The sequence below is a fragment of the Alienimonas californiensis genome, from assembly GCF_007743815.1.
Lineage (GTDB): Bacteria > Planctomycetota > Planctomycetia > Planctomycetales > Planctomycetaceae > Alienimonas > Alienimonas californiensis.
The window spans coordinates 4,399,062-4,416,401 of sequence record NZ_CP036265.1; the positions used below are offsets into that span (position 1 = coordinate 4,399,062).

The following is a 17,340-nucleotide window of genomic DNA, read 5'->3' on the forward strand; positions in this document are numbered from 1 at the left end:
GTACACTAGTCGCGGCCCGCACGTCAACGCCAGTTGTACGGGGGGCCGACGCCCCGCCGCTCGCCGAGGTTCCCGCATGGTCGCCCGCACCGCCACCCTTTCGGCCGGCTCGCTTTCGGCCCGCGCCGCGGGCGCCAAGATGGAGCGCATGGAGCCGTCCCCGCCGCACGCTCCGGGGGCTGACGCCCCCGGCTCGTTTTCCGCGACCAAGTCTGCGAAGGAGCAGGGGGCGCTGTTCGACCCGCCGGAGCCGACCGCCGAGGAGATCGCCGCCGGCGCCGCGATGGCGTGGGAGAGCGCCGCGGCGGAGGACCGCGTCGTTGCCGACGTGGTCCTGAACAAGCCGCTGATGGACGCTTACACGTATCTTGTGCCGGAGAATCTGCGAGATGAGGTGGTCCCCGGCCGCCGGGTGCGGGTCCCGTTCGGCCGCGGCCCGCGGGGCGGACGGAGCGAATCCGGCTTCGTGGTCGCCGTCCGGCCGGTGGAGGAGTACGCCCGGGAGCGCGGCGCCAAGCCGGAGCGGCTCAAGACGATCGACCGCACGCTGGACGAAGCTCCGCTGGTCGACGCCAAGATGCTGGCGCTCTCCCGCTGGATCGCGGAGTACTACCTCTGCGGCTGGGGGCAGGTGCTTTCGTCGATCGTCCCGGCCGGGGTGAAGCGGAACGCCGGCACGCGGGAGCTCGTCTACTACAAACCCACCGCGACCGGCCGGGCGGCGCTGGACGCCGGCAGCCTCACCAAAAAGCAGCGGGCCGTGATGGCGGCGCTGATCGACGCCGGCGAGCCGGTCCGGGCGGACTACCTCGCCGGCAAAGCCGATTGCGGCGTGGGCGTGGTGACTGGCCTGAAGCACAAGGGCTTTGCGGAACAGGTGGTTCAGCGAACCGACGTGACGGATTTCGGGGACGTCGAAATCGAACCCTGGACGGAACTAACCGCCACGGAAGAACAGCAGGCCGCCCTCGACGCGATCCTGACGGCCCTGCGGGAACGCGAGTACGCGACCTTCCTGCTGCACGGCGTGACCGGCAGCGGCAAGACGGAGGTCTACATCCGGGCGATCAAGGAGGTGGTCGAGTACGGCCGGCAGGCGATCGTGCTGGTGCCGGAGATCGCCCTCACCCCGCAAACGATCCGCCGATTTCGGCAGCGGTTTGAACGGGTCGCGGTGCTGCACAGCCACCTCTCCGACGCCGAACGCAGCAAGCACTGGCGCGACATCGCCGCCGGGCGGGTGGAGGTGGTGGTGGGGGCCCGCAGCGCGATCTTCGCCCCGACGACGCACCTGGGGCTGGTCATCATCGACGAGGAGCACGAGTCGACCTTCAAACAGGACAGCGTGCCCCGCTACCACGCCCGAGAAGTGGCGGAGAAGCGCTGCCGCGAGGCCGGCGTGCCGCTGGTGCTGGGCTCCGCGACCCCGACGCTGGAAAGCTGGCACGCGGCTCAGGAGGGGCGGTACCGGTTGCTGAGTCTGCTCCGCCGGGTCGGCAAGCTGCCCTTGCCGCCGGTGGTGACCGTGGACGTGCGAAACGACCCGCAGGTTCGCAAGGGCCGGGCGATCGGTCGGCAGCTGACGAACGCCGTGAAGGCGGCGCTGGAGGACGGCGGGCAGGTGATTCTGTTCCTGAACCTCCGTGGGTTCAGCCCGGCGGTCTGGTGCCGGGCCTGCGGGGCGAGCCTGAAATGCCCGGACTGCGACGTCTCCCTCACTTGGCACCGCGACAAGGGGCGGGCGGTCTGCCACTCCTGCGATCACGAGCAGACCGTCCCCCGGGCCTGCCCAGGTTGCGGCGCCCATGAACTGAAGTACGTCGGCGTCGGTACCCAGAAGCTGGAAGAAGAGGTCCGGCAGGTCTTCCCGGAGGCGGAGATCGCCCGCATGGACAGCGACTCCATGCGGAAACCCGGCAGTCACGACAAAGTGCTGACCCGCTTCCGCGCGGGCGAAATTGACATCCTGCTGGGCACGCAGATGATCGCCAAGGGGCTCGACTTTCCGAACGTCACGCTCGTCGGGGTCGTCGATGCTGATACCCAACTCCATCAACCCGACCCCCGGGCCGGCGAGCGGACTTTTCAACTGATCGCCCAGGTCGCCGGCCGCACCGGCCGCAGTTCCCGGGGCGGGCGGGTCTACGTGCAAAGCAGCAACCCGGCCGAGCCGGCGATCCGCCGGGCGGCGGGGCACGACTACCTCGGCTTCGTGGCGGACGAACTCCGCGACCGCTGGGACATGAGCTACCCGCCCTACCGGCGGCTCTGCCGGGTGATCCTCCGTGGGCCGGACGAGGCGGCGGTGAAGCGACGGGCGAACGAGATGGCGAACGCCCTCGCCGCCGCGGCGAAGGCACAGAACCTCCCCGTGCAGATCCTCGGCCCGGCCCCCTGTGCCGTGGCCCGGTTGCAGAAGAACTGGCGCTTCCACTTCCAACTCAGCGGCGAGAACCCGAACGACGTCCGCACTCTCTGGCGAACCGTCGAGCCGGAATTTCCCACCGCCGGCGACGTCGATTACGTCGTCGACATGGACCCGCTCAACATGCGGTGAACGCTGCTGAAACGCGTAACGCCGAGGCCCCGCGGGGCCTCGGCGTTACGTTCTCGTGCAAGATGTGCCAGCTACGCGGCCTTGCGGAGCGGCTGCGCGGGGGCGTAGCGGCCCACTTCGTTGATGCGGCCATGGAGGTCGTCCAGCACCCAGTGGAACAGTTGGAGGTGCAGGCATTCCACGATGCCCATGTCGTCGCAGGGGACGTGGATGCCGTTCTGAGCCATCACCCGCAGCTTGCCGCCGGTGAAGCCGGTGATGCCGAAGGTCTCCAGTTTGTGCCGGTTGGCCCACTCGACGGCGTTCAGGATGTTCGGGCTGTTGCCGGAACCGCTGATGGCGATCAGCACGTCGCCGGGGGAGGCGAGGTTCTTCAGCTGCTCGACGAAGATGCGATCGAAGCCCTCGTCGTTGCCCCAGGCCAAGATATAGGGGGTGTTGTCGGTCAGGCTGAGCACCTTGAGCCGCTTCACGGAATCGTCCGTGAACTTGTCGCGGGTCAGGCTGCTTTTGCCGAGGTCTTCGCAGAGGTGGCTGGCGTTCGAGCCGCTGCCGCCGTTCCCGCAGATGAAGACGAACTTGCCGTTTTCGTAGGCCCGATGGACGGCGTCGGCGAGGGCTTCCGTCTCGGCGAGGTCGAGCTGTTCCTGCACCGCACTGATGCGGGCAAGGTAGTCGCGCGGGGAGACGTGAGCGCCGAACATCATCGCGCGGTCCTGCGGGCGGGGGCCGGAAGTAAAAAAGGAGCGCCGACGTTGTCGCACAGAGGCGACGGCCGGCGGAAGGGGAGATTCCACACATTCCCCCGGCACGGCGAGCGGGGCCCGCCGGTGGACGGCGCCGCGGGACGGGCTGTACGATCGCTCAGAATGACGCTGCAACAAGCCCGCCGCCACCGCCTGACCGCGTTCGCCTCCGCAACGCTCGGACTCTGGGCGTGCGGCTGCGGGGGCGATGCGCCGGAGACCGTCGCTCCGCCCGTCGCTCCGCCCGTCGCTCCGCCCGTCGCTCCGCCCGTCGCTCCGGCGGCCAACCCCGCCGTGAATGCGCCAGCCAACGCGGCGACCGCCGGAGCCTCGTCGAGTTCCCGTCCGAGGACGGGACGGCCGTCCCCCAAGTCCGGCCCGCTGCGGGCTCTGCCGGAGGGGGTCGCGCGGTATGAGTTCCTGCCCCTCGTCGGCCCGGAGGGCGAGCCGCGGGCGGAGCAGGCGAACTTCGTCCTCACCGGCGCCGCCCGCGGGCTGGAAGACGCGGCGACCGTCACCGTACTCAGCGAAGCCGCCGGGCCGAGCGGGCGGTTCGCCATTGAGTCGCTGCCCGAACCGCCGGGCGGCGACTGGACCGGCGCCGCCCCGAAGGGGTTCGCGGCGCTGCCGTCGGCGGGAGTCGGCCCCGGCGGGCTGCCGCGGCGGATGCGGGCCGAGCAGGACGGGATGACCGTCTGCCTGGTGCCCGCGGGAATCGTGCGGCTGGGGTCGCCCGAGGCGGGGGAAGAGCGACCGCGGGTCTTCGTCAGCGCCTTCTATATGGATCGACATGAAGTGACGGTCGGGCAGTACCGTGCCTTCATGGAGGCGACGAGCGAACGAACCCCGCCTCCGACAAACATTGACGCGGACGCCGACCTGCCGGCCCTGGGGCTGCCCTGGCGAAGCGCCTTCCTCTACGCCCAGTGGGCCGGCCGGGCGCTGCCGACCGAGGCGGAGTGGGTGCGGGCCGCCCGCGGCGACGACGACTTCCGCTACCCCTGGGGCAACGCTCAGCCGGTGTTCGGCTCCTCCCGGGACTCCGGGCAGATCGATCCCGTGATGAGCTTCCGCATGGATCGCAGCCCCTTCGGCGTGTTCGACCTGGCCGGCAACGCCGGGGAGTGGGCGGTTCAGTCCTTCGCCGACGATCCCCTGCGGGGGGAACGGACGGACGACTCCGGCCTGTATCGCAATCCGGACCGCGGTAGCGGCGCCGGCGGGATGAAAACCGTCCTGGGGTTGGGCGACGGTTGGACGCCGGATCGGCGGGTCGGCCGCGACAGTCAGGACGGGGTGGAACGGGTGGGCTTCCGCTGCGTGTTCCGCCTGACCGTGGACGGCACGCCGGGCGGGGACCCGCTGCCGCTCGTGACCGAGGGCGCCGGCACGTGACCGACGCCGCAGACCCACCCCCGGAGCGGGACGTACTGACGGTCTATCCGGGAGTCGCCGCGACCTCCGTCGGTCGGCTGATCGGCCGGGCCCTGAACTGCGTCCCGCTGCGGATCGGGCCGGCGACGCTCTCCCAATGGCTGCTCGGGTTGCCGCTCGCCCCGCTGGGAGCCGCGGTCTACTTCTGGCAGAAGGCGTTCGGCCTGCGGTATCGACTGACCGATCGTCGGCTGATCGTCGAAACGAGCCTCACCGGACGGCAGGTCGACGCCGCCGAGCTTGCGGAGGTGACGGCCGCCGAAGTGACCGTGCCGAGTGCCGGCCGCTGGTTTCGGGCCGGCGACCTGACGCTGCGGGACCGCTCCGGCGCCCGCCTGCTGACTGTGCGGAGCGTGCCGCACGTGGACAACTTCGCCGCGCGTGTCGCGGAGATGAAGGGAGCCCGGGCCTCCGTCGACGCCGCCGCGAAACAGATCGCGGCCCGCCCGGTGCGGGCCTGAGAGGTCCCCGCTTCGCTCCGCCTGTTCAGGCGGCGGGCGATTCGTCGACGGTCGCCGCCGCCGGGGCGTCTTCGGCCGGCGGCTCCGGCCGCTTGGCGTCCGGCAGGAGGCGGTCCAGCAGACCGTTCACGAACTGCGGGCTGTTCTTGTCGCCGTAGGTGCGGGCCAGTTCGATCGCCTCGTTCAGCACGATCTTCGGCGGCAGGTCGGTGTGCAGCAGTTCGAACAGGCCCAGCCGCAGCGCATTGCGGTCGGTGGCGGCCATCCGCTTGAGCGACCAGTTGCGGGCCACGCCGGACAGGCGGGCGTCGAGGTCGTCCCGCACCTCCATCACCTGAGCGAACAGGCGCCAGGCGCGGCGCCGGAGTTCCGCGTCCTCGGTTCGTTCCTCCAACGCGGACTTGGCGTGGAGCGGGTCGAGGGCCGGGTTGAGATCCGCCTCGAACAGCAGTTGGAGGACAATCTCGCGGGCGGCGCGGCCGACGCCGCGGGCGGCCGTTCGATCCGGATGGCGACGGGTGGGCATAATCGAAGAACCGTCGCGGACGGCGGCGGGCAACACGCCGCAGAGAAGAGACCGGGTTCGTCCGCGAGACCTGTTCAAAGGGGCGGCACGGCGGGGGACGGACCGCGGCTCAGCCCGCCCCAGCCCGGATGCTACGCAGCAGCCCCGCCGTTTCAACGGCGGCGGCCGCCGTCTCGCTGCCCTTGTTGCCGTGTTTGCCACCGGCGCGGCTCAGCGCCTGCTCAAAATCGTTCGTCGTCACCACCCCGAACAGCACCGGCACCCCGGTTTCCCGCCCGCTCGCCTGAAAGCTGGAGGCGACCGAGGCGTTGATGAACCGGTCGTGCTCCGTCTCCCCCTTCACCACGCACCCGAGCCCCAGCACCGCGTCGAACCGGCCGCTTTTCGCCAGTTCGTGGCAGACGGCCCCCAACTCGAACGTGCCCGGAACCCGCATCACGGTGAGAGCGTCTTCGTCCGCCCCGAGCCGCCGCAGAGTGCCGAGGGCGCCCTCCAGCAGCCGATCGGTAATCAGCGGGTTCCAACGGGCGCAGGCCACGGCGTACTTGCCGCCGGGCAGGGTGGGGGGGGCGTCGTGTTCGATCATGCGGGGCGTGAGGGGCAGCCGGGGACGGCGGCGAGGGGCGGCGTCAGCTCAGCGACATGCCGTCGAGGAACTCGCCGTTGGATTTGGACTTGGCGAGCCGGCCGACCAGCATGTCCATCGCGTCGGCGGGGTTCATGCCGGAGAGGGTGCGACGCAGGCGGTCGACCTGACGCTGTTCGTCGCCGTCGCGGAGCAACTCCTCGCGGCGGGTGCCGGACTTGTTCACGTCGATTGCGGGCCAGATCCGCTTCTCGACCAGCTTGCGGTCCAGGTGCAGCTCCGTGTTGCCGGTGCCCTTGAACTCCTCGAAAATCACCTCGTCCATCTTGGAGCCGGTGTCGATCAGGGCGGTGGCGATGATCGTCAGGCTGCCGCCCTCCTCGACGTTGCGGGCGGCGCCGAAGAACCGCTTGGGGTGCTGCAGGGCGCCGGCGTCGACACCGCCGGTGAGCACCTTGCCGCTGTGGGGCGTCTCCGTGTTCCAGGCGCGGGCCAGACGGGTGATCGAGTCGAGGAAGATCACCACGTCCTGCCCGAACTCCACCAGCCGCTTGGCCTTTTCGATCACCATCTCGGAGACCTGAATGTGCCGGCTGGGCGGTTCATCGAAGGTGCTGGAGACCACCTCGCAGTGGCGGCCCTTCACCTGGCGTTCCATCTCCGTGACCTCCTCCGGCCGTTCGTCGATCAGCAGGACGATCACGTAGGCGTCCGGGTGCCCGGCGAGCGTGGCCTGGGCGAGTTGCTGGAGGAGCACCGTCTTGCCGGCCCGCGGCGGGCTGACGATCAGGCCCCGCTGCCCGAGTCCGATCGGGGCGACGAGGTCCACCACCCGGGTGCTGAGCTGCTTCGCATCCCCGGAGAGCCGGAGGCGTTCGTCCGGGTGCAGGGGGGTGAGGTCGTCGAACGGCACCATCCCGTGCACCGCGGACGGGTCCTTGCCGCCGACGGCCTCGACCCGCAGCAGGGCGAAGTAACGTTCGTTCTCCTTCGGCGGCCGGATCTGCCCGGCGACGGTCGCCCCGGTCTTCAGGCCGAACCGGCGAATCTGGCTCGGGGAGACGTAGATGTCGTCCGGACAGGGCAGGTAGTGGTAGTCCGGGCTCCGCAGGAAACCGAATCCGTCCGGCAGGATCTCGAGGGTGCCCTCGCCGAACATCAGCCCGGAGAGCTTCGTGCGCTCCTTGAGGATCTTGAAGATCAGGTCCTGCTTTTTGAGCCCCCCGTACTCCTCCAGCCCGGCCTCCGCGGCCATGGAGAGCAGTTCCTTCATGCTCATCCGCTGAAGCTCGGAGATGTGAATCTCCTCCGCCGGCCGCGGACCCAGTGCCGGCGGTTCGTCGTCCTCGGTGAGCATCGAGAGCGTCCGCGGCGTCTGCAACGCCGCGGCGGCCGGCGCGGCGGGAGCCGACGGGTGCGCGGGCTCCGCGTCGTCGTCCACGGCCGCGGTCAGCGCCGAGGGCGCGGTGTCGCTGGACGGGTTGAGCTTCGCCTGGCTCCTCGCCATGCGATCGCGGACGCTGGAGCGTTTCTTCTTCGACGGGGTGGACGAGGACGCCATAGCGGTCGCGGGGGGGAGGACGGAATGCGGGGCGGACATCAGGACAACACCGTTTGACCGGCAGCGGGTCGGGCCGGGGCGAACAGGTCGGAGCGTTCCCGGCGAATCGGGGCGCCGGGGCTCGGTTCGACGGACCACTCGAACAGCAATGCGTCAAAGGCGCGGACGGCGTCCGCCAGCGCTCCGCCGTTGTCGATCACGGCGTCGGCGGCGGCCTTTTTGCGGTCCAGCGGCCACTGACTGGCCTCGCGGCGATCCAGCTCGGCCTCGTCCCAGCCGCGGCCGGCGACGCGGCGGAGACGTTCAGTCCGGGGGACGTCGACGAAGACAATTTTCTCGCAGAACTCCGACCAGCCGCTCTCGAGCATCACGGCGGCGTCCAGCAGCACGGCTTCGACGCCGGAGGCGAACCAGCCCGCCGCCTCCTCGAGCAGCCGGCGACGAATCACCGGGTGCACAATCGCTTCCAGATCCTTCAGCGCGGCCTCATTGCCCGGGCCGAACACGCGGGCGGCCAGCTTGGAGCGGTTGATCTCCGCGTGGGCAAGGTCGCCGTGAGCGAAGAAAATCGCCTCCCCAAAACGGTCGTGCAGCGCATTCTTCACCGCATCTTCGCGCAGCGCGGCGTGGCCGGCGGCGTCGCCGTCGAGCACGGCGAGGCCCCAACGCTCCGCCACGGCGGAACAGAGGGCGCTCTTACCGGAACCGACGCCGCCGACGACCCCGAACACGGGGCCTGGGGCAGAACTGGACACGGGGAGGGGCGGGGGAGGGGGCGGCCGCGGGCTGCGGCGGGGTGGGAACCCGAGACGGGCGCGGCCTATCGTCCCGGCGGCCCCGCACGCTGTCAACGGCCGATTGCACCCCGGAGAGGGTTCGCGCGATCGGGGGCGCGGTTACTTCGCGTCGAGCCAGTTCTCCCCCACGTTCACGTCGACCCGCAGCGGCACGTCCAGGCTCATCGCCCCGGTCATCTCTTCCGTCACCAGCGCGGTCAGGTCGTCGACGGCGGCGGCGGGGGTTTCGAACAGCAGTTCGTCGTGGATTTGCAGCAGGAGCCGGGCCGGGTGGTTCTCCCGCCGGAGCCGATCGGCGACGGCGATCATCGCCAGTTTGATGAGGTCCGCCGCGGAGCCCTGGATGACCGCGTTGAACGCCGTCCGCTCCGCGAGGTTCATCTGGCCCTGGTAGCGGGGGCGGATTCCCGTCACCTCCCGCCGACGGCCGAGAATCGTGTAGGCGTAGCCGCTATTCCGCACGTTGGAGAGCGTCTTCTCGATCAGCTTGCGGACGCCGGGGTAGGTCTCCAGGTAGGCGTCGATGAAGGTCTGGGCCTCGTCCTGCGGGATGCCCAGGGTCGCGGACAGGCCGTAGCTGCTTTGGCCGTAGATCACGCCGAAGTTCGTCGTCTTGGCGATCCGGCGCTGGTCCGGGCTGACCTCCTCCAGCGGGACGCCGAAGATCTCCGCGGCGACGGCGGTGTGGACGTCACGGTCCTCGGCGAAGGCGTCCACCAGCGCCCTGTCGCCGCTGTAGTGGGCGAGGAACCGCAGTTCGATCTGCGAGTAGTCCGCCGCCAGCAGCTTCCAGCCCGGCTCGCCGGGGACGAACGCCTTGCGGACCCGGCGGCCCTCCTCGGTGCGGACGGGGATGTTCTGCAGGTTCGGGTCGGAGCTGCTCAGCCGGCCGGTCGAGGTGACGACCTGATTGAAGCTGCAATGAATCCGGCCGGTCTCCGGGTGCACGAGCTTCGGCAGGGCGTCCACGTAGGTCCCCTGGAGCTTCGTCAGCCCGCGGTACTCCTGCACCTTGGCGGGCAGGGGGTGCTTGGGGGCCAGCTTTTCGAGCACCTCGGAGTCGGTGCTCGGCCCGGTTTTGGTGCGTTTAACAACCGGCAGGCCCAGTTCGTCGAACAGGATTTCCTGAAGCTGTTTGTTGCTGCGAACATTGAACTCCCGCCCGGCGAGGGTCTGGATCTCCGCCTCGAGTTGGTTCAGCCGCTCCGTGATCTCCGCGGACTGCCGCTCCAGCTCCGGCACGTCCAACGAGATGCCCGTGTGCTCCATCCGAGCCAGGACGGGGATCAGCGGGCGCTCGACGGTCTCGTAGAGCTCCCACAGGTGCTCCGCTTCGAGCTTCTCCCGCATCAGGCCGGCGAGCTGCCAGGCGACGTCCGCGTCCTCGGCGGCGTAGGCGGCGACGTCCTCGACCTCCACCTCGAACATCAACTTCTGATCCTTGCCCTTGCCGATGAGGTCCGTGATCGGCGTGGTGCGGCGGTCGAGATGGCGGCGGGCGAGGGCGTCCAGGCTGTGGCTCCGTTCGCCGGCGGCCAGCAGGTAGTCAGCGACCATCGGGTCGACGCCGACCGTGGCGACGTCCCCCCCGGCCCGCAGCAGCACGGTGAGGTCGTACTTCAGGTTCTGGTTGTGAACCGTCTTGCCTGGGTCGATGAGGATCGGCCGCATCGCCTCCAGCACCGCGACCGGGTCGAGGGCCGGCTGGCCCTGCGGCGACTGCACGGGGATGTAGAAGGCCCGGTGATCCTGCCAGCAGACGGCCCAGCCGACGATGTCCGCCCGGGTGGCGTCGGTGCTGGTCGTCTCGAGGTCCACGCAGAAGGCGGGCTGCTCCCGGAGTTCGTCGAGGAAATCGTCGAAGGCCTCCGGGGTGTCGACGGTGATCGCCTTCAGCTTCGCCCCGTCGTCCTGCTCCCCCCGCTTCCGCCGCACGTAGCCGCCGGCGCCGACGACCTGCGTGGGCACGTTCTCCGAGTTGTCGCGGGCCTCCTCCGAGAGCCGCTTGAAGCCGAGTTCGGTGTAGAGCGCCAGCAACCGATCGTGGTCCGGCTTGGAGATCGCCGCGTCCTCCCACGTCATCGGCAGTTCCAGGTCCGTCCGCAGCGTGGCGAGCTGCTTGGACAGCACGGCGTTCGCGCGGTGCTCCGGGTCGGCGAGGTTCGCCCGCACCGTTTTGTTCAGCACGCGGCTCTTCTCGATCGCCTCCGGCCCCGGTTCGGCCGCGGCCAGCACGCCCTCCAGGGTGTCGTAGCGGGTCAGCAGTTCCGTCGCCGCCTTCGGGCCGACCTTCGGCACCCCGGGGATGTTGTCCGAGGAATCGCCCACCAGCCCCTGAAAGTCCGTCACCTGATCGGGCCGCACGCCCCACTCCTCCATCAACTCCTCCGGCCCCAACGTCTTGCCGCTGCGGCAGTTGTAGAGGCGGATCGAATCGGAGACGACCTGCCGGGCGTCCTTGTCAGTCGTGACGATGCGGACCTCGAACCCCGCCGCGGCGCCTTTTACGGCGAGGGTTGCCATCACGTCGTCCGCCTCCTGCCCGGGGAAGGAGACGCAGGGCACGCCGTGGCCGGCGGCCATCTCGAGGATCAGCGGGACCTGCGCCTCCAGGTCCGGCGGGGTCTCCTTGCGGGTCGCCTTATAGTCCGCGAACTGCGTGCTGCGGTCGGTCTTGCCGCCCTCCATGCACATCACGAGGTGCGAGGGCTTTTTGTCCAGCAGCGCCCGCAGGTCCCGGGTGAAGCCGAACACGGCGTTCGTCGGCTGCCCCTTCGGCCCGGTCATCGCCGGAATCCCGTGGAAGTTCTGGAACACCAGCGAGTAGGTGTCGATCAGATAGAGCAGCTTCTTTTCGCGGCGGCCGGCGCCCTCTTCGGACCCGGTGCGAGCGTCGGACGGGGGGGCGGTCTCGGCCATCAGGTCCCGGGCGGGAGGCGTTTACGTGGGGGCGGCGGGGGCGACGCACGGTAGAGAGCCGCCCCTTCGCCCCCAACCGGGCGCGGGCGTCGGCACAACCGGGCGGCGGCGGGGGATTCTGCGCGATTGCGCGTCGCGTTCCACAGAATCCGGTCGAACGCCCGCCCCGGGGTCCGGTGGCGCGGGCGGGGGGCCGCGACGTCTTGACGGGCGTGATTGCCGTCCGAAGATCATTGAACCGGCGATTCCGCCCCGTTCCCGCCCCGCCCTGTTCCCCCCGCACCCCGAATCATGGCAGCTCAAGGCAAATCCACCGGGCTTCAGGTGGGACTTATCATCGCGGTGGTCGTCGCGCTGATCGCCTCCGTCGCCGCGTTCATCATCTATCGGCAGGACAGCCAGAACCAGGTCCGCTACGCGACGATCGAGCAGGAGAAAGAGAACGTTCAGCGGGTGAACGAGACGCTCCGCAACGAAATCGCCGCGATCAAGCAGACCCTCGGCACGACCGCCAGCGAAGCCGGCCTGGCCGACCGGGCCGCGGGCACGGTGCTGGGCGACCTGGACGCGCGGATCGCCAACTACAACACCGACCAAAACGAACAGACGCTGTTCCAGGTCGTCGAGAACCTGGACGCCCTGCTGGAAGCGGAACGGTCCCGGTCGGGCCAGTACGCATTGACGAACGCAGCCCAGCGTCAGGAGATCAACGGCCTGAACAGCAAATACAGCCGCGAGTCGCAGCAGTATATGGAAGCCCGCAACGTCGCCGTCGCCGACCGCGGCGACGTGCAGGCCGCGACCGACGAACGCATCCGGGCCGAGCAGGCCCGCCGGCAGGAGATCGAGGACACCCTCGCTTCGACCAAGGCGGAGCTGGAAGAGGTCAAGGAACAGTTGGCGAACCGCGAGGCGGAACTCGAAGACCAGATCGCCGAACTGGCGGAAACGAACCGGCGCCTGAATCGCGACCTGGCGATGCAGGAGACCCGCAGCTTCACCACCGCCGACGGCAAGATCGTCAACCTGCAGCGCAGCACCGACACCGTTTACCTCAACCTCGGCAGCCGGCAGAACCTGCGTCCGGGCGTGACCTTCAGCGTCTACGACAAGGAACAGGTCGGCCCGACCGGCGGCGACATCAGCGCCCTGAAGGGGTCGATCGAAGTGCTGAGCGTCGGCGAGCAGATCTCCGAGGCCCGCATCACCGAAGTCACCACGCTGGAGCCGCTGTCCGTCGGCGACCCGATCTTCAGCCCGGCCTGGTCCCCCGGCCGCAAGAGCCTGTTCGCCTTCGTGGGGATGATCGACCTCGACGGCGACGGCAACACGACCGGCGAACGCGATCGCCTGCGGCGCATCCTCAACGACGCCGGCGCCGAGATCAGCGTCTACGTCGACGACGACGGCAACTGGGTCGACGGCGACGGCGATCCGAACGTCAACAAGCCGCTGGACGTGAACACCGAAATGCTGGTGCTCGGCAACATCCCCGATCCGTCCGAGGTCTCCGACCCGGCCCGTAAGGCGGCCTTCTCCAAGATGCGTGAGCACCTGACGGAGATCCGCGGCCAGGCGGAGCGGAACGGCATCGTGGTTAAGAACCTCAAGACCTTCCTCGACACGATGGGCGTGCAGAGCACCCGCCGCCGGTTCGTGCCGGGGCAGGACCCGAACTTCAACAACCGCGGCGACCGGGATCGGCAGGTCGATCCCAACCCCTCCTCGCCCGTCAGCGGCCTGTTCGATCCGAACCGCGGCCGTCGCGGCAGCGAGATCGACCCGCAGCCCAGCAGCCGGTTCAACCCGCAGCGGTAATCGCCCGCCGCGCGAAACGATTCAAACGCCCCGGTCGCCTCAGGCGCCCGGGGCGTTTTCGTGCGCCGAGCGGCCGGCAGGCCGCTTTGCCCCCGCTCCGGCGACCGGGGCGCCGGCGAGTCGGTCGCGGGCGGCGGCGGCCTCCCCGGCGAGTCGGTGTAGCCGGTCCGCCGCCGCCGCCGCCCGGGCGACGGCGGCGTCCAGCGCCGGGAACAGCCCGGCCGGGGTACGGCCAGCGGAGACGCTGCGGGCTAGTTCGTTCACCTCCTGATCGAGCCCCCGCCGCAACCGCCGGCTGAACAGCATCACCAACAGCCCGGCCCACAGCGAGGCGAACACCGCCCCGGCAATCCAGTAGTCCCCGCCGTACAACACAGGCCCGGCGGCCGTGGCGACCTCGGCGTCGCCAAAGATCAGCGGGTGCAGGAAGGTGTCCCAGAAGAAGTTCTTCGCGGCCCGCAGCAGGATCACCGCCGGCAGGCTGAGCAGCAGGATTTCGTACCACAGCCGGACCGGCGTGCGGCTGTTCTTCGCCGCCAGTTTCTTGATCAGGGCGTCCACCTTCCCCCGCACCCCTTCCAGAAACCGCCCCTCCGCAGCGACGCCCTGATCGCGGATCTGCGCGTCGGTGAGGGTCAGCAATTCGGTCGGCAGCCCGGCGTCGGCGGTGAAGCCCTGTAACCGGAAGCGGGCGTCCCGCAGCAGACCGTCGTCCTGCCCGAACGCCCCGAGCTGATCCAGCCCCGCGTCCGCCGCGTTGCCGGCGTGGTAGTCCCGCAGCTTCTGGCCGGCCATCGTCGCGCCCACCAACGCCACCGCGGCGGCGTTGCGGGCGCGGAACAGGCTGGACGACGTGATGTAGCCGCCGATGCCGTTGTAGAACCGCAGGGAGATGCTGAACGGGCTCACGCCCCAGGCGGTCGCCACCGCGTCGGCGAGTCGTCGCTCCCAGACCCCCGGATTGCCCAGCAGTTCCTCTTTCAATCGAGCCGTCATCGCGGCGGTGAGGGCCTCGCGCTCCGCCGCCAGCTTCTCGCCCACGGCGTCCAGAGCCGGCCGGCGCTGCCGCACGTTGGCGTCGGCCCGATCCAGGGCTCCGAGGAGCAGATCGAGCAGATTCGCCCGCCGCACCGCGACCCGGGCGTGCTCGGACAGTTCCGTCCGCAACGTCTCGAGCAGCCGGGCGAACTCGCCGGTCGGCAGACGGCCGGCCTCGCGCTCCGTCTGGGCCCGCACCGAGTCGACGAAGTACAGGTCATCGGGCGCGACCTCGAACCGCTCGCCGAGCACCCGGCGCCAGTCCTCGCGGATGTCGCCGTCCGTGGCGGCGTGGGTCTGAACGAACAGCAGGCGGCAGCCGCGGGCGGCGTGCAGCAGTTCGTCGGCGACCCGGGCGTTGCGGTACTTCTGCTGCGTGCTGACGACCAGTAGCACGTCGCAGTGCGGGAGCAACTCCCGCAGGCGGCCGAGGTTCGTCGCGGCGCCCTCGCCCTCGGCCTCCACCTCGGTGGTGTCCGGGTCGGGGCAGTCGACGAGGATGAACTCCCGCAGTGCCGCGGCGTCCGCCCGCTTCACCCGCACCCGGTCCAGCGGCAGGCCGAGCGGGGCGAGGTCGGTGTCCGGGTGGGCGACGAGCGTCGGCGTGGTGGTCGTCGGCCGCTGCTTGCCGGGGAGGGCGACCTCCTCGCCCACCAGCGCGTTGACCAGCGTGCTCTTGCCGGTGCCGGTGCCGCCGAAGGTGGCGACGACCAGCGGCGCCTCCAACCGCACCCGCACGGCCTCCGCCCGGCCCAGCACCCGGCGCAGCAGCCCGCGGGCGTCCGCCAGCGGTTCCCAGCGGGCCGCGTCGCGTTCGACGCCGGGAACGTCCGCCGGTTCCTCCGCCCACTCGCGGACGCGGCGGATCAGCCCGTCGATGCGGGCAAGTTGGTCCAGGCGATCGAGTTCAGGCGACATGAAAATCTTCAAGGCGAGCGGCGGGGCGTCAGCCCCCCGCGCGTTCTGTGCTGTTGGAAACCGTGACCGGCTCGCGTTCCCCGCTCGCCCGCTGCAGTTCGGTCAACGCCGTTCCCACCGCGGCGAACGCTTCGGAGTCGGGCAGGGCGGCGGCGTGGGCGACGTCGGAGACCAGCGGCCCCAGCAGCGCGTCCCGCACCCAGCGTTCGAGCCAGGCCCGACGCCGCTCCGCGAAGCGGCGTTCGATCCGGGCGAGCTTGGCGTTCACCCGCATGGCGAGAGTGCCGGCCCCGGCGCCGGCCGCTTCGCCCGCGGCGGCGGCGGCCCCGCCGACCAGCGTGTCCGCCACGACCGTGATCCCCGCGGCGGCCAGTTCCGTGCCGATCACCCCGGTGCCCAGCAAGCCCACGGTCAGCGCCGGCCGGCCCATCACCGCGGCGCCGTCCAGCACGCGCAGCCAGCGGCCGGCGCGGGGGTTGTTCGTCAGCAGGGCGTCCATCTCCGTCCGCACGACCCCGGCCAGTTCCTCGTCCAGATCGCAGGCGGCATGGTCGGCCCGGAGGCGTTCCAGCAGCTCCGCCCGCGGGGCCCCGCCCAACGCCGCGGCGAGGCGGGGGGCGAGCACCGGATCGCTCTCCCGCAGTCGTTCGAGCTGGCTGAATAACCGTTCCACCGCCCGGCGGAACAGGGCGAACTCCTCCTTGGAATAGCCCTCCAGCGGCGGCGGCTTCGGGCCCCGCAGCGCCCGTAACGGCTGGGCGATCAGGCCGCCCACGACGGAGTAGGCGTCGGCGACCCGGCGGGTCGCCCCCGTCCGCCGGCCCCGCCACCAGTCGCGGACCTCGTCTACCAATGCCGCGGAGGGCACCGGCGGCCACTTCGCCTTGCTGTCGGTCAGTTCGTCCATCAGGTGTTCGCCCGCCGCCGCGAACCGCCCGGCGGCCTCCCGCACCTCGCGCAGCCACGCCGGGACGCCGTCGTCCGGACTGGCCAGTCGATCGACCGCCCCGGAGAGCGTGCGGAGCTTCACCTCGTCGAAGTGCAGTTCCGACAGGGCGACCCGCAGCGTGTCGCCGTCGGCCGACAGCCTCGCTTGCGCTTCGGGCTCACTTTGGTCCGGCGGCCAAGGGCGTTCGTGGAAGGGCAGCCGCAGTTCTTTCGCCGCCACCCGATCGTGCGGGGCGAGGAACAGCAGGTCCGGCGCGATGCCGGTGCGTTCCGCGAACGTGCCGACCCACGTCGGCCAGTACTGCTCGTCCTCGGGCAGATGCACCTGGTTGAAGACGACTACGACCGCCGCGTCCGCCCCGTGGACGTGCCGGCCGCCGGCTTCGCGGAAGAACCGCACGACGGCGGCGTCGTTGTATTTCTGCTCCGTGACGACGGCCAGCAACACGTCGGCGGCGGTGCGGATCTTCGCGGCCCGCTCCCAGTTGACCGGGGCGTCGCTGTCGACGTCCGGCGTGTCGAGCAGCAGCAGATTCGCCGGGACCGCGTCGCTTTCCGCCCAGAACAGCAGGTCGCGGTCGTCGGCCCGCAGGGCGGCGTCCGGGTCCCGTTCGTCGAGCTTCGTGGGGGTGAAGCCGGGGAAGATCTCCTCCAGGCGATGGCTCTCACCGAACCCGGTCGGCACGAGGCAGGTGGGATGCTTGGTGCCGCTGGCGAACTTGCTGCTGGAACTGGCTTCGAAGCCGGCGAGGTGATTGAAGATCAGCGACTTGCCGATGTTCGTGCCCCCCACGACCGCCACCACCAGAAACGCCCCGCCGCCGCCGGGGCCTGGGAGTTGGGGCAGCAGCTTGCCGTGCAGCGTTTCGTGCCAGGGCCGCTCCTTCGCCGGGCGCAGATCGAGCGCGCCGGCGTGGCGGTCCAACGCGGAAACGGCCTCCGCCAGTCGGCGGGCCGCGGCGGCGAACTCCGCGAGATCGGCCATGAGCTGAGGGGAAGGGCGGGCGAGCGAGAAACCGGCGGGGGCGGGA

12 protein-coding genes are annotated in these 17,340 nt (G+C 70.4%); 4 read left to right on the forward strand and 8 right to left on the reverse strand.

Features of this window, described 5'->3' with window-relative positions:
* Positions 1-76: 76 nt before the first annotated feature.
* A complete protein-coding gene (gene priA / locus CA12_RS17420; RefSeq protein WP_242687991.1) occupies positions 77-2,557 on the forward strand; it encodes a replication restart helicase PriA in 2,481 nt (826 codons plus the stop codon).
* A gap of 71 nt (positions 2,558-2,628) precedes the next feature.
* Here the strand turns inward: priA and CA12_RS17425 are convergent, their stop codons facing one another.
* On the reverse strand, positions 2,629-3,264 hold the full coding sequence (locus CA12_RS17425; RefSeq protein WP_242687993.1) for a D-sedoheptulose-7-phosphate isomerase: 636 nt from the start codon (positions 3,262-3,264) through the stop codon (positions 2,629-2,631).
* A 162-nt stretch (positions 3,265-3,426) separates the two neighbouring features.
* Here CA12_RS17425 and CA12_RS17430 point away from each other — a divergent pair, with 162 nt between their 5' ends.
* Together CA12_RS17430 and CA12_RS17435 are read left to right on the forward strand one after the other, a co-directional pair.
* Positions 3,427-4,698: a formylglycine-generating enzyme family protein gene (locus tag CA12_RS17430; protein WP_145360278.1), complete on the forward strand. Its 1,272-nt coding sequence runs from the start codon at positions 3,427-3,429 to the stop codon at positions 4,696-4,698.
* Complete coding sequence (locus CA12_RS17435) at positions 4,695-5,198, forward strand: PH domain-containing protein (protein ID WP_165700835.1); 504 nt, start codon at positions 4,695-4,697, stop codon at positions 5,196-5,198. The genes CA12_RS17430 and CA12_RS17435 overlap by 4 nt, the downstream gene beginning before the upstream one ends.
* A 25-nt stretch (positions 5,199-5,223) precedes the next feature.
* On the opposite strand, the gene nusB is transcribed toward CA12_RS17435, so the two are convergent.
* The 5 genes from nusB to polA form a co-directional block, all read right to left on the reverse strand.
* Positions 5,224-5,724, reverse strand: a complete 501-nt coding sequence (gene nusB, locus CA12_RS17440) for a transcription antitermination factor NusB (RefSeq protein WP_145360280.1) — start codon at positions 5,722-5,724, stop codon at positions 5,224-5,226.
* Positions 5,725-5,833: 109 nt separating this feature from the next.
* Positions 5,834-6,310, reverse strand: a complete 477-nt coding sequence (ribH, locus tag CA12_RS17445; protein ID WP_145360281.1) for a 6,7-dimethyl-8-ribityllumazine synthase — start codon at positions 6,308-6,310, stop codon at positions 5,834-5,836.
* A gap of 43 nt (positions 6,311-6,353) precedes the next feature.
* Positions 6,354-7,667, reverse strand: a complete 1,314-nt coding sequence (gene rho / locus CA12_RS17450; protein ID WP_390614144.1) for a transcription termination factor Rho — start codon at positions 7,665-7,667, stop codon at positions 6,354-6,356.
* A gap of 242 nt (positions 7,668-7,909) precedes the next feature.
* Positions 7,910-8,626, reverse strand: coding sequence for a dephospho-CoA kinase (gene coaE / locus CA12_RS17455; protein ID WP_165700836.1), 717 nt, complete (start codon positions 8,624-8,626; stop codon positions 7,910-7,912).
* A gap of 141 nt (positions 8,627-8,767) precedes the next feature.
* The gene (gene polA, locus CA12_RS17460) at positions 8,768-11,587 is read right to left on the reverse strand and encodes a DNA polymerase I (protein WP_145360284.1); all 2,820 of its coding nucleotides are present in this window, start codon (positions 11,585-11,587) and stop codon (positions 8,768-8,770) included.
* A 291-nt stretch (positions 11,588-11,878) separates the two neighbouring features.
* On the opposite strand from polA, the gene CA12_RS17465 reads away from it, so the two are divergent.
* Complete coding sequence (locus tag CA12_RS17465) at positions 11,879-13,405, forward strand: hypothetical protein (RefSeq protein ID WP_145360285.1); 1,527 nt, start codon at positions 11,879-11,881, stop codon at positions 13,403-13,405.
* Positions 13,406-13,444: 39 nt separating this feature from the next.
* Here the strand turns inward: CA12_RS17465 and CA12_RS17470 are convergent, their stop codons facing one another.
* Together CA12_RS17470 and CA12_RS17475 are read right to left on the reverse strand one after the other, a co-directional pair.
* Entirely contained in the window at positions 13,445-15,361 is a 1,917-nt protein-coding gene (locus tag CA12_RS17470) for a GTPase domain-containing protein (RefSeq protein WP_145360286.1), read from the reverse strand.
* A gap of 28 nt (positions 15,362-15,389) precedes the next feature.
* Positions 15,390-17,294, reverse strand: coding sequence for a GTPase (locus tag CA12_RS17475; protein ID WP_145360287.1), 1,905 nt, complete (start codon positions 17,292-17,294; stop codon positions 15,390-15,392).
* Between the last annotated feature and the right edge of the window lie 46 nt (positions 17,295-17,340).

Excerpts from the sequence above, each read along its gene's own strand:
- polA (WP_145360284.1), bottom strand. The coding sequence starts at position 11,587 with ATGGCCGAGACCGCCCCCCCGTCCGACGCTCGCACCGGGTCCGAAGAG.
- CA12_RS17425 (WP_242687993.1), bottom strand. The coding sequence starts at position 3,264 with ATGATGTTCGGCGCTCACGTCTCCCCGCGCGACTACCTTGCCCGCATC.
- CA12_RS17475 (WP_145360287.1), bottom strand. The coding sequence starts at position 17,294 with ATGGCCGATCTCGCGGAGTTCGCCGCCGCGGCCCGCCGACTGGCGGAG.
- CA12_RS17430 (WP_145360278.1), top strand. The coding sequence starts at position 3,427 with ATGACGCTGCAACAAGCCCGCCGCCACCGCCTGACCGCGTTCGCCTCC.
- nusB (WP_145360280.1), bottom strand. The coding sequence starts at position 5,724 with ATGCCCACCCGTCGCCATCCGGATCGAACGGCCGCCCGCGGCGTCGGC.
- CA12_RS17465 (WP_145360285.1), top strand. The coding sequence starts at position 11,879 with ATGGCAGCTCAAGGCAAATCCACCGGGCTTCAGGTGGGACTTATCATC.
- priA (WP_242687991.1), top strand. The coding sequence starts at position 77 with ATGGTCGCCCGCACCGCCACCCTTTCGGCCGGCTCGCTTTCGGCCCGC.
- ribH (WP_145360281.1), bottom strand. The coding sequence starts at position 6,310 with ATGATCGAACACGACGCCCCCCCCACCCTGCCCGGCGGCAAGTACGCC.
- rho (WP_390614144.1), bottom strand. The coding sequence starts at position 7,667 with ATGCTCACCGAGGACGACGAACCGCCGGCACTGGGTCCGCGGCCGGCG.
- CA12_RS17470 (WP_145360286.1), bottom strand. The coding sequence starts at position 15,361 with ATGTCGCCTGAACTCGATCGCCTGGACCAACTTGCCCGCATCGACGGG.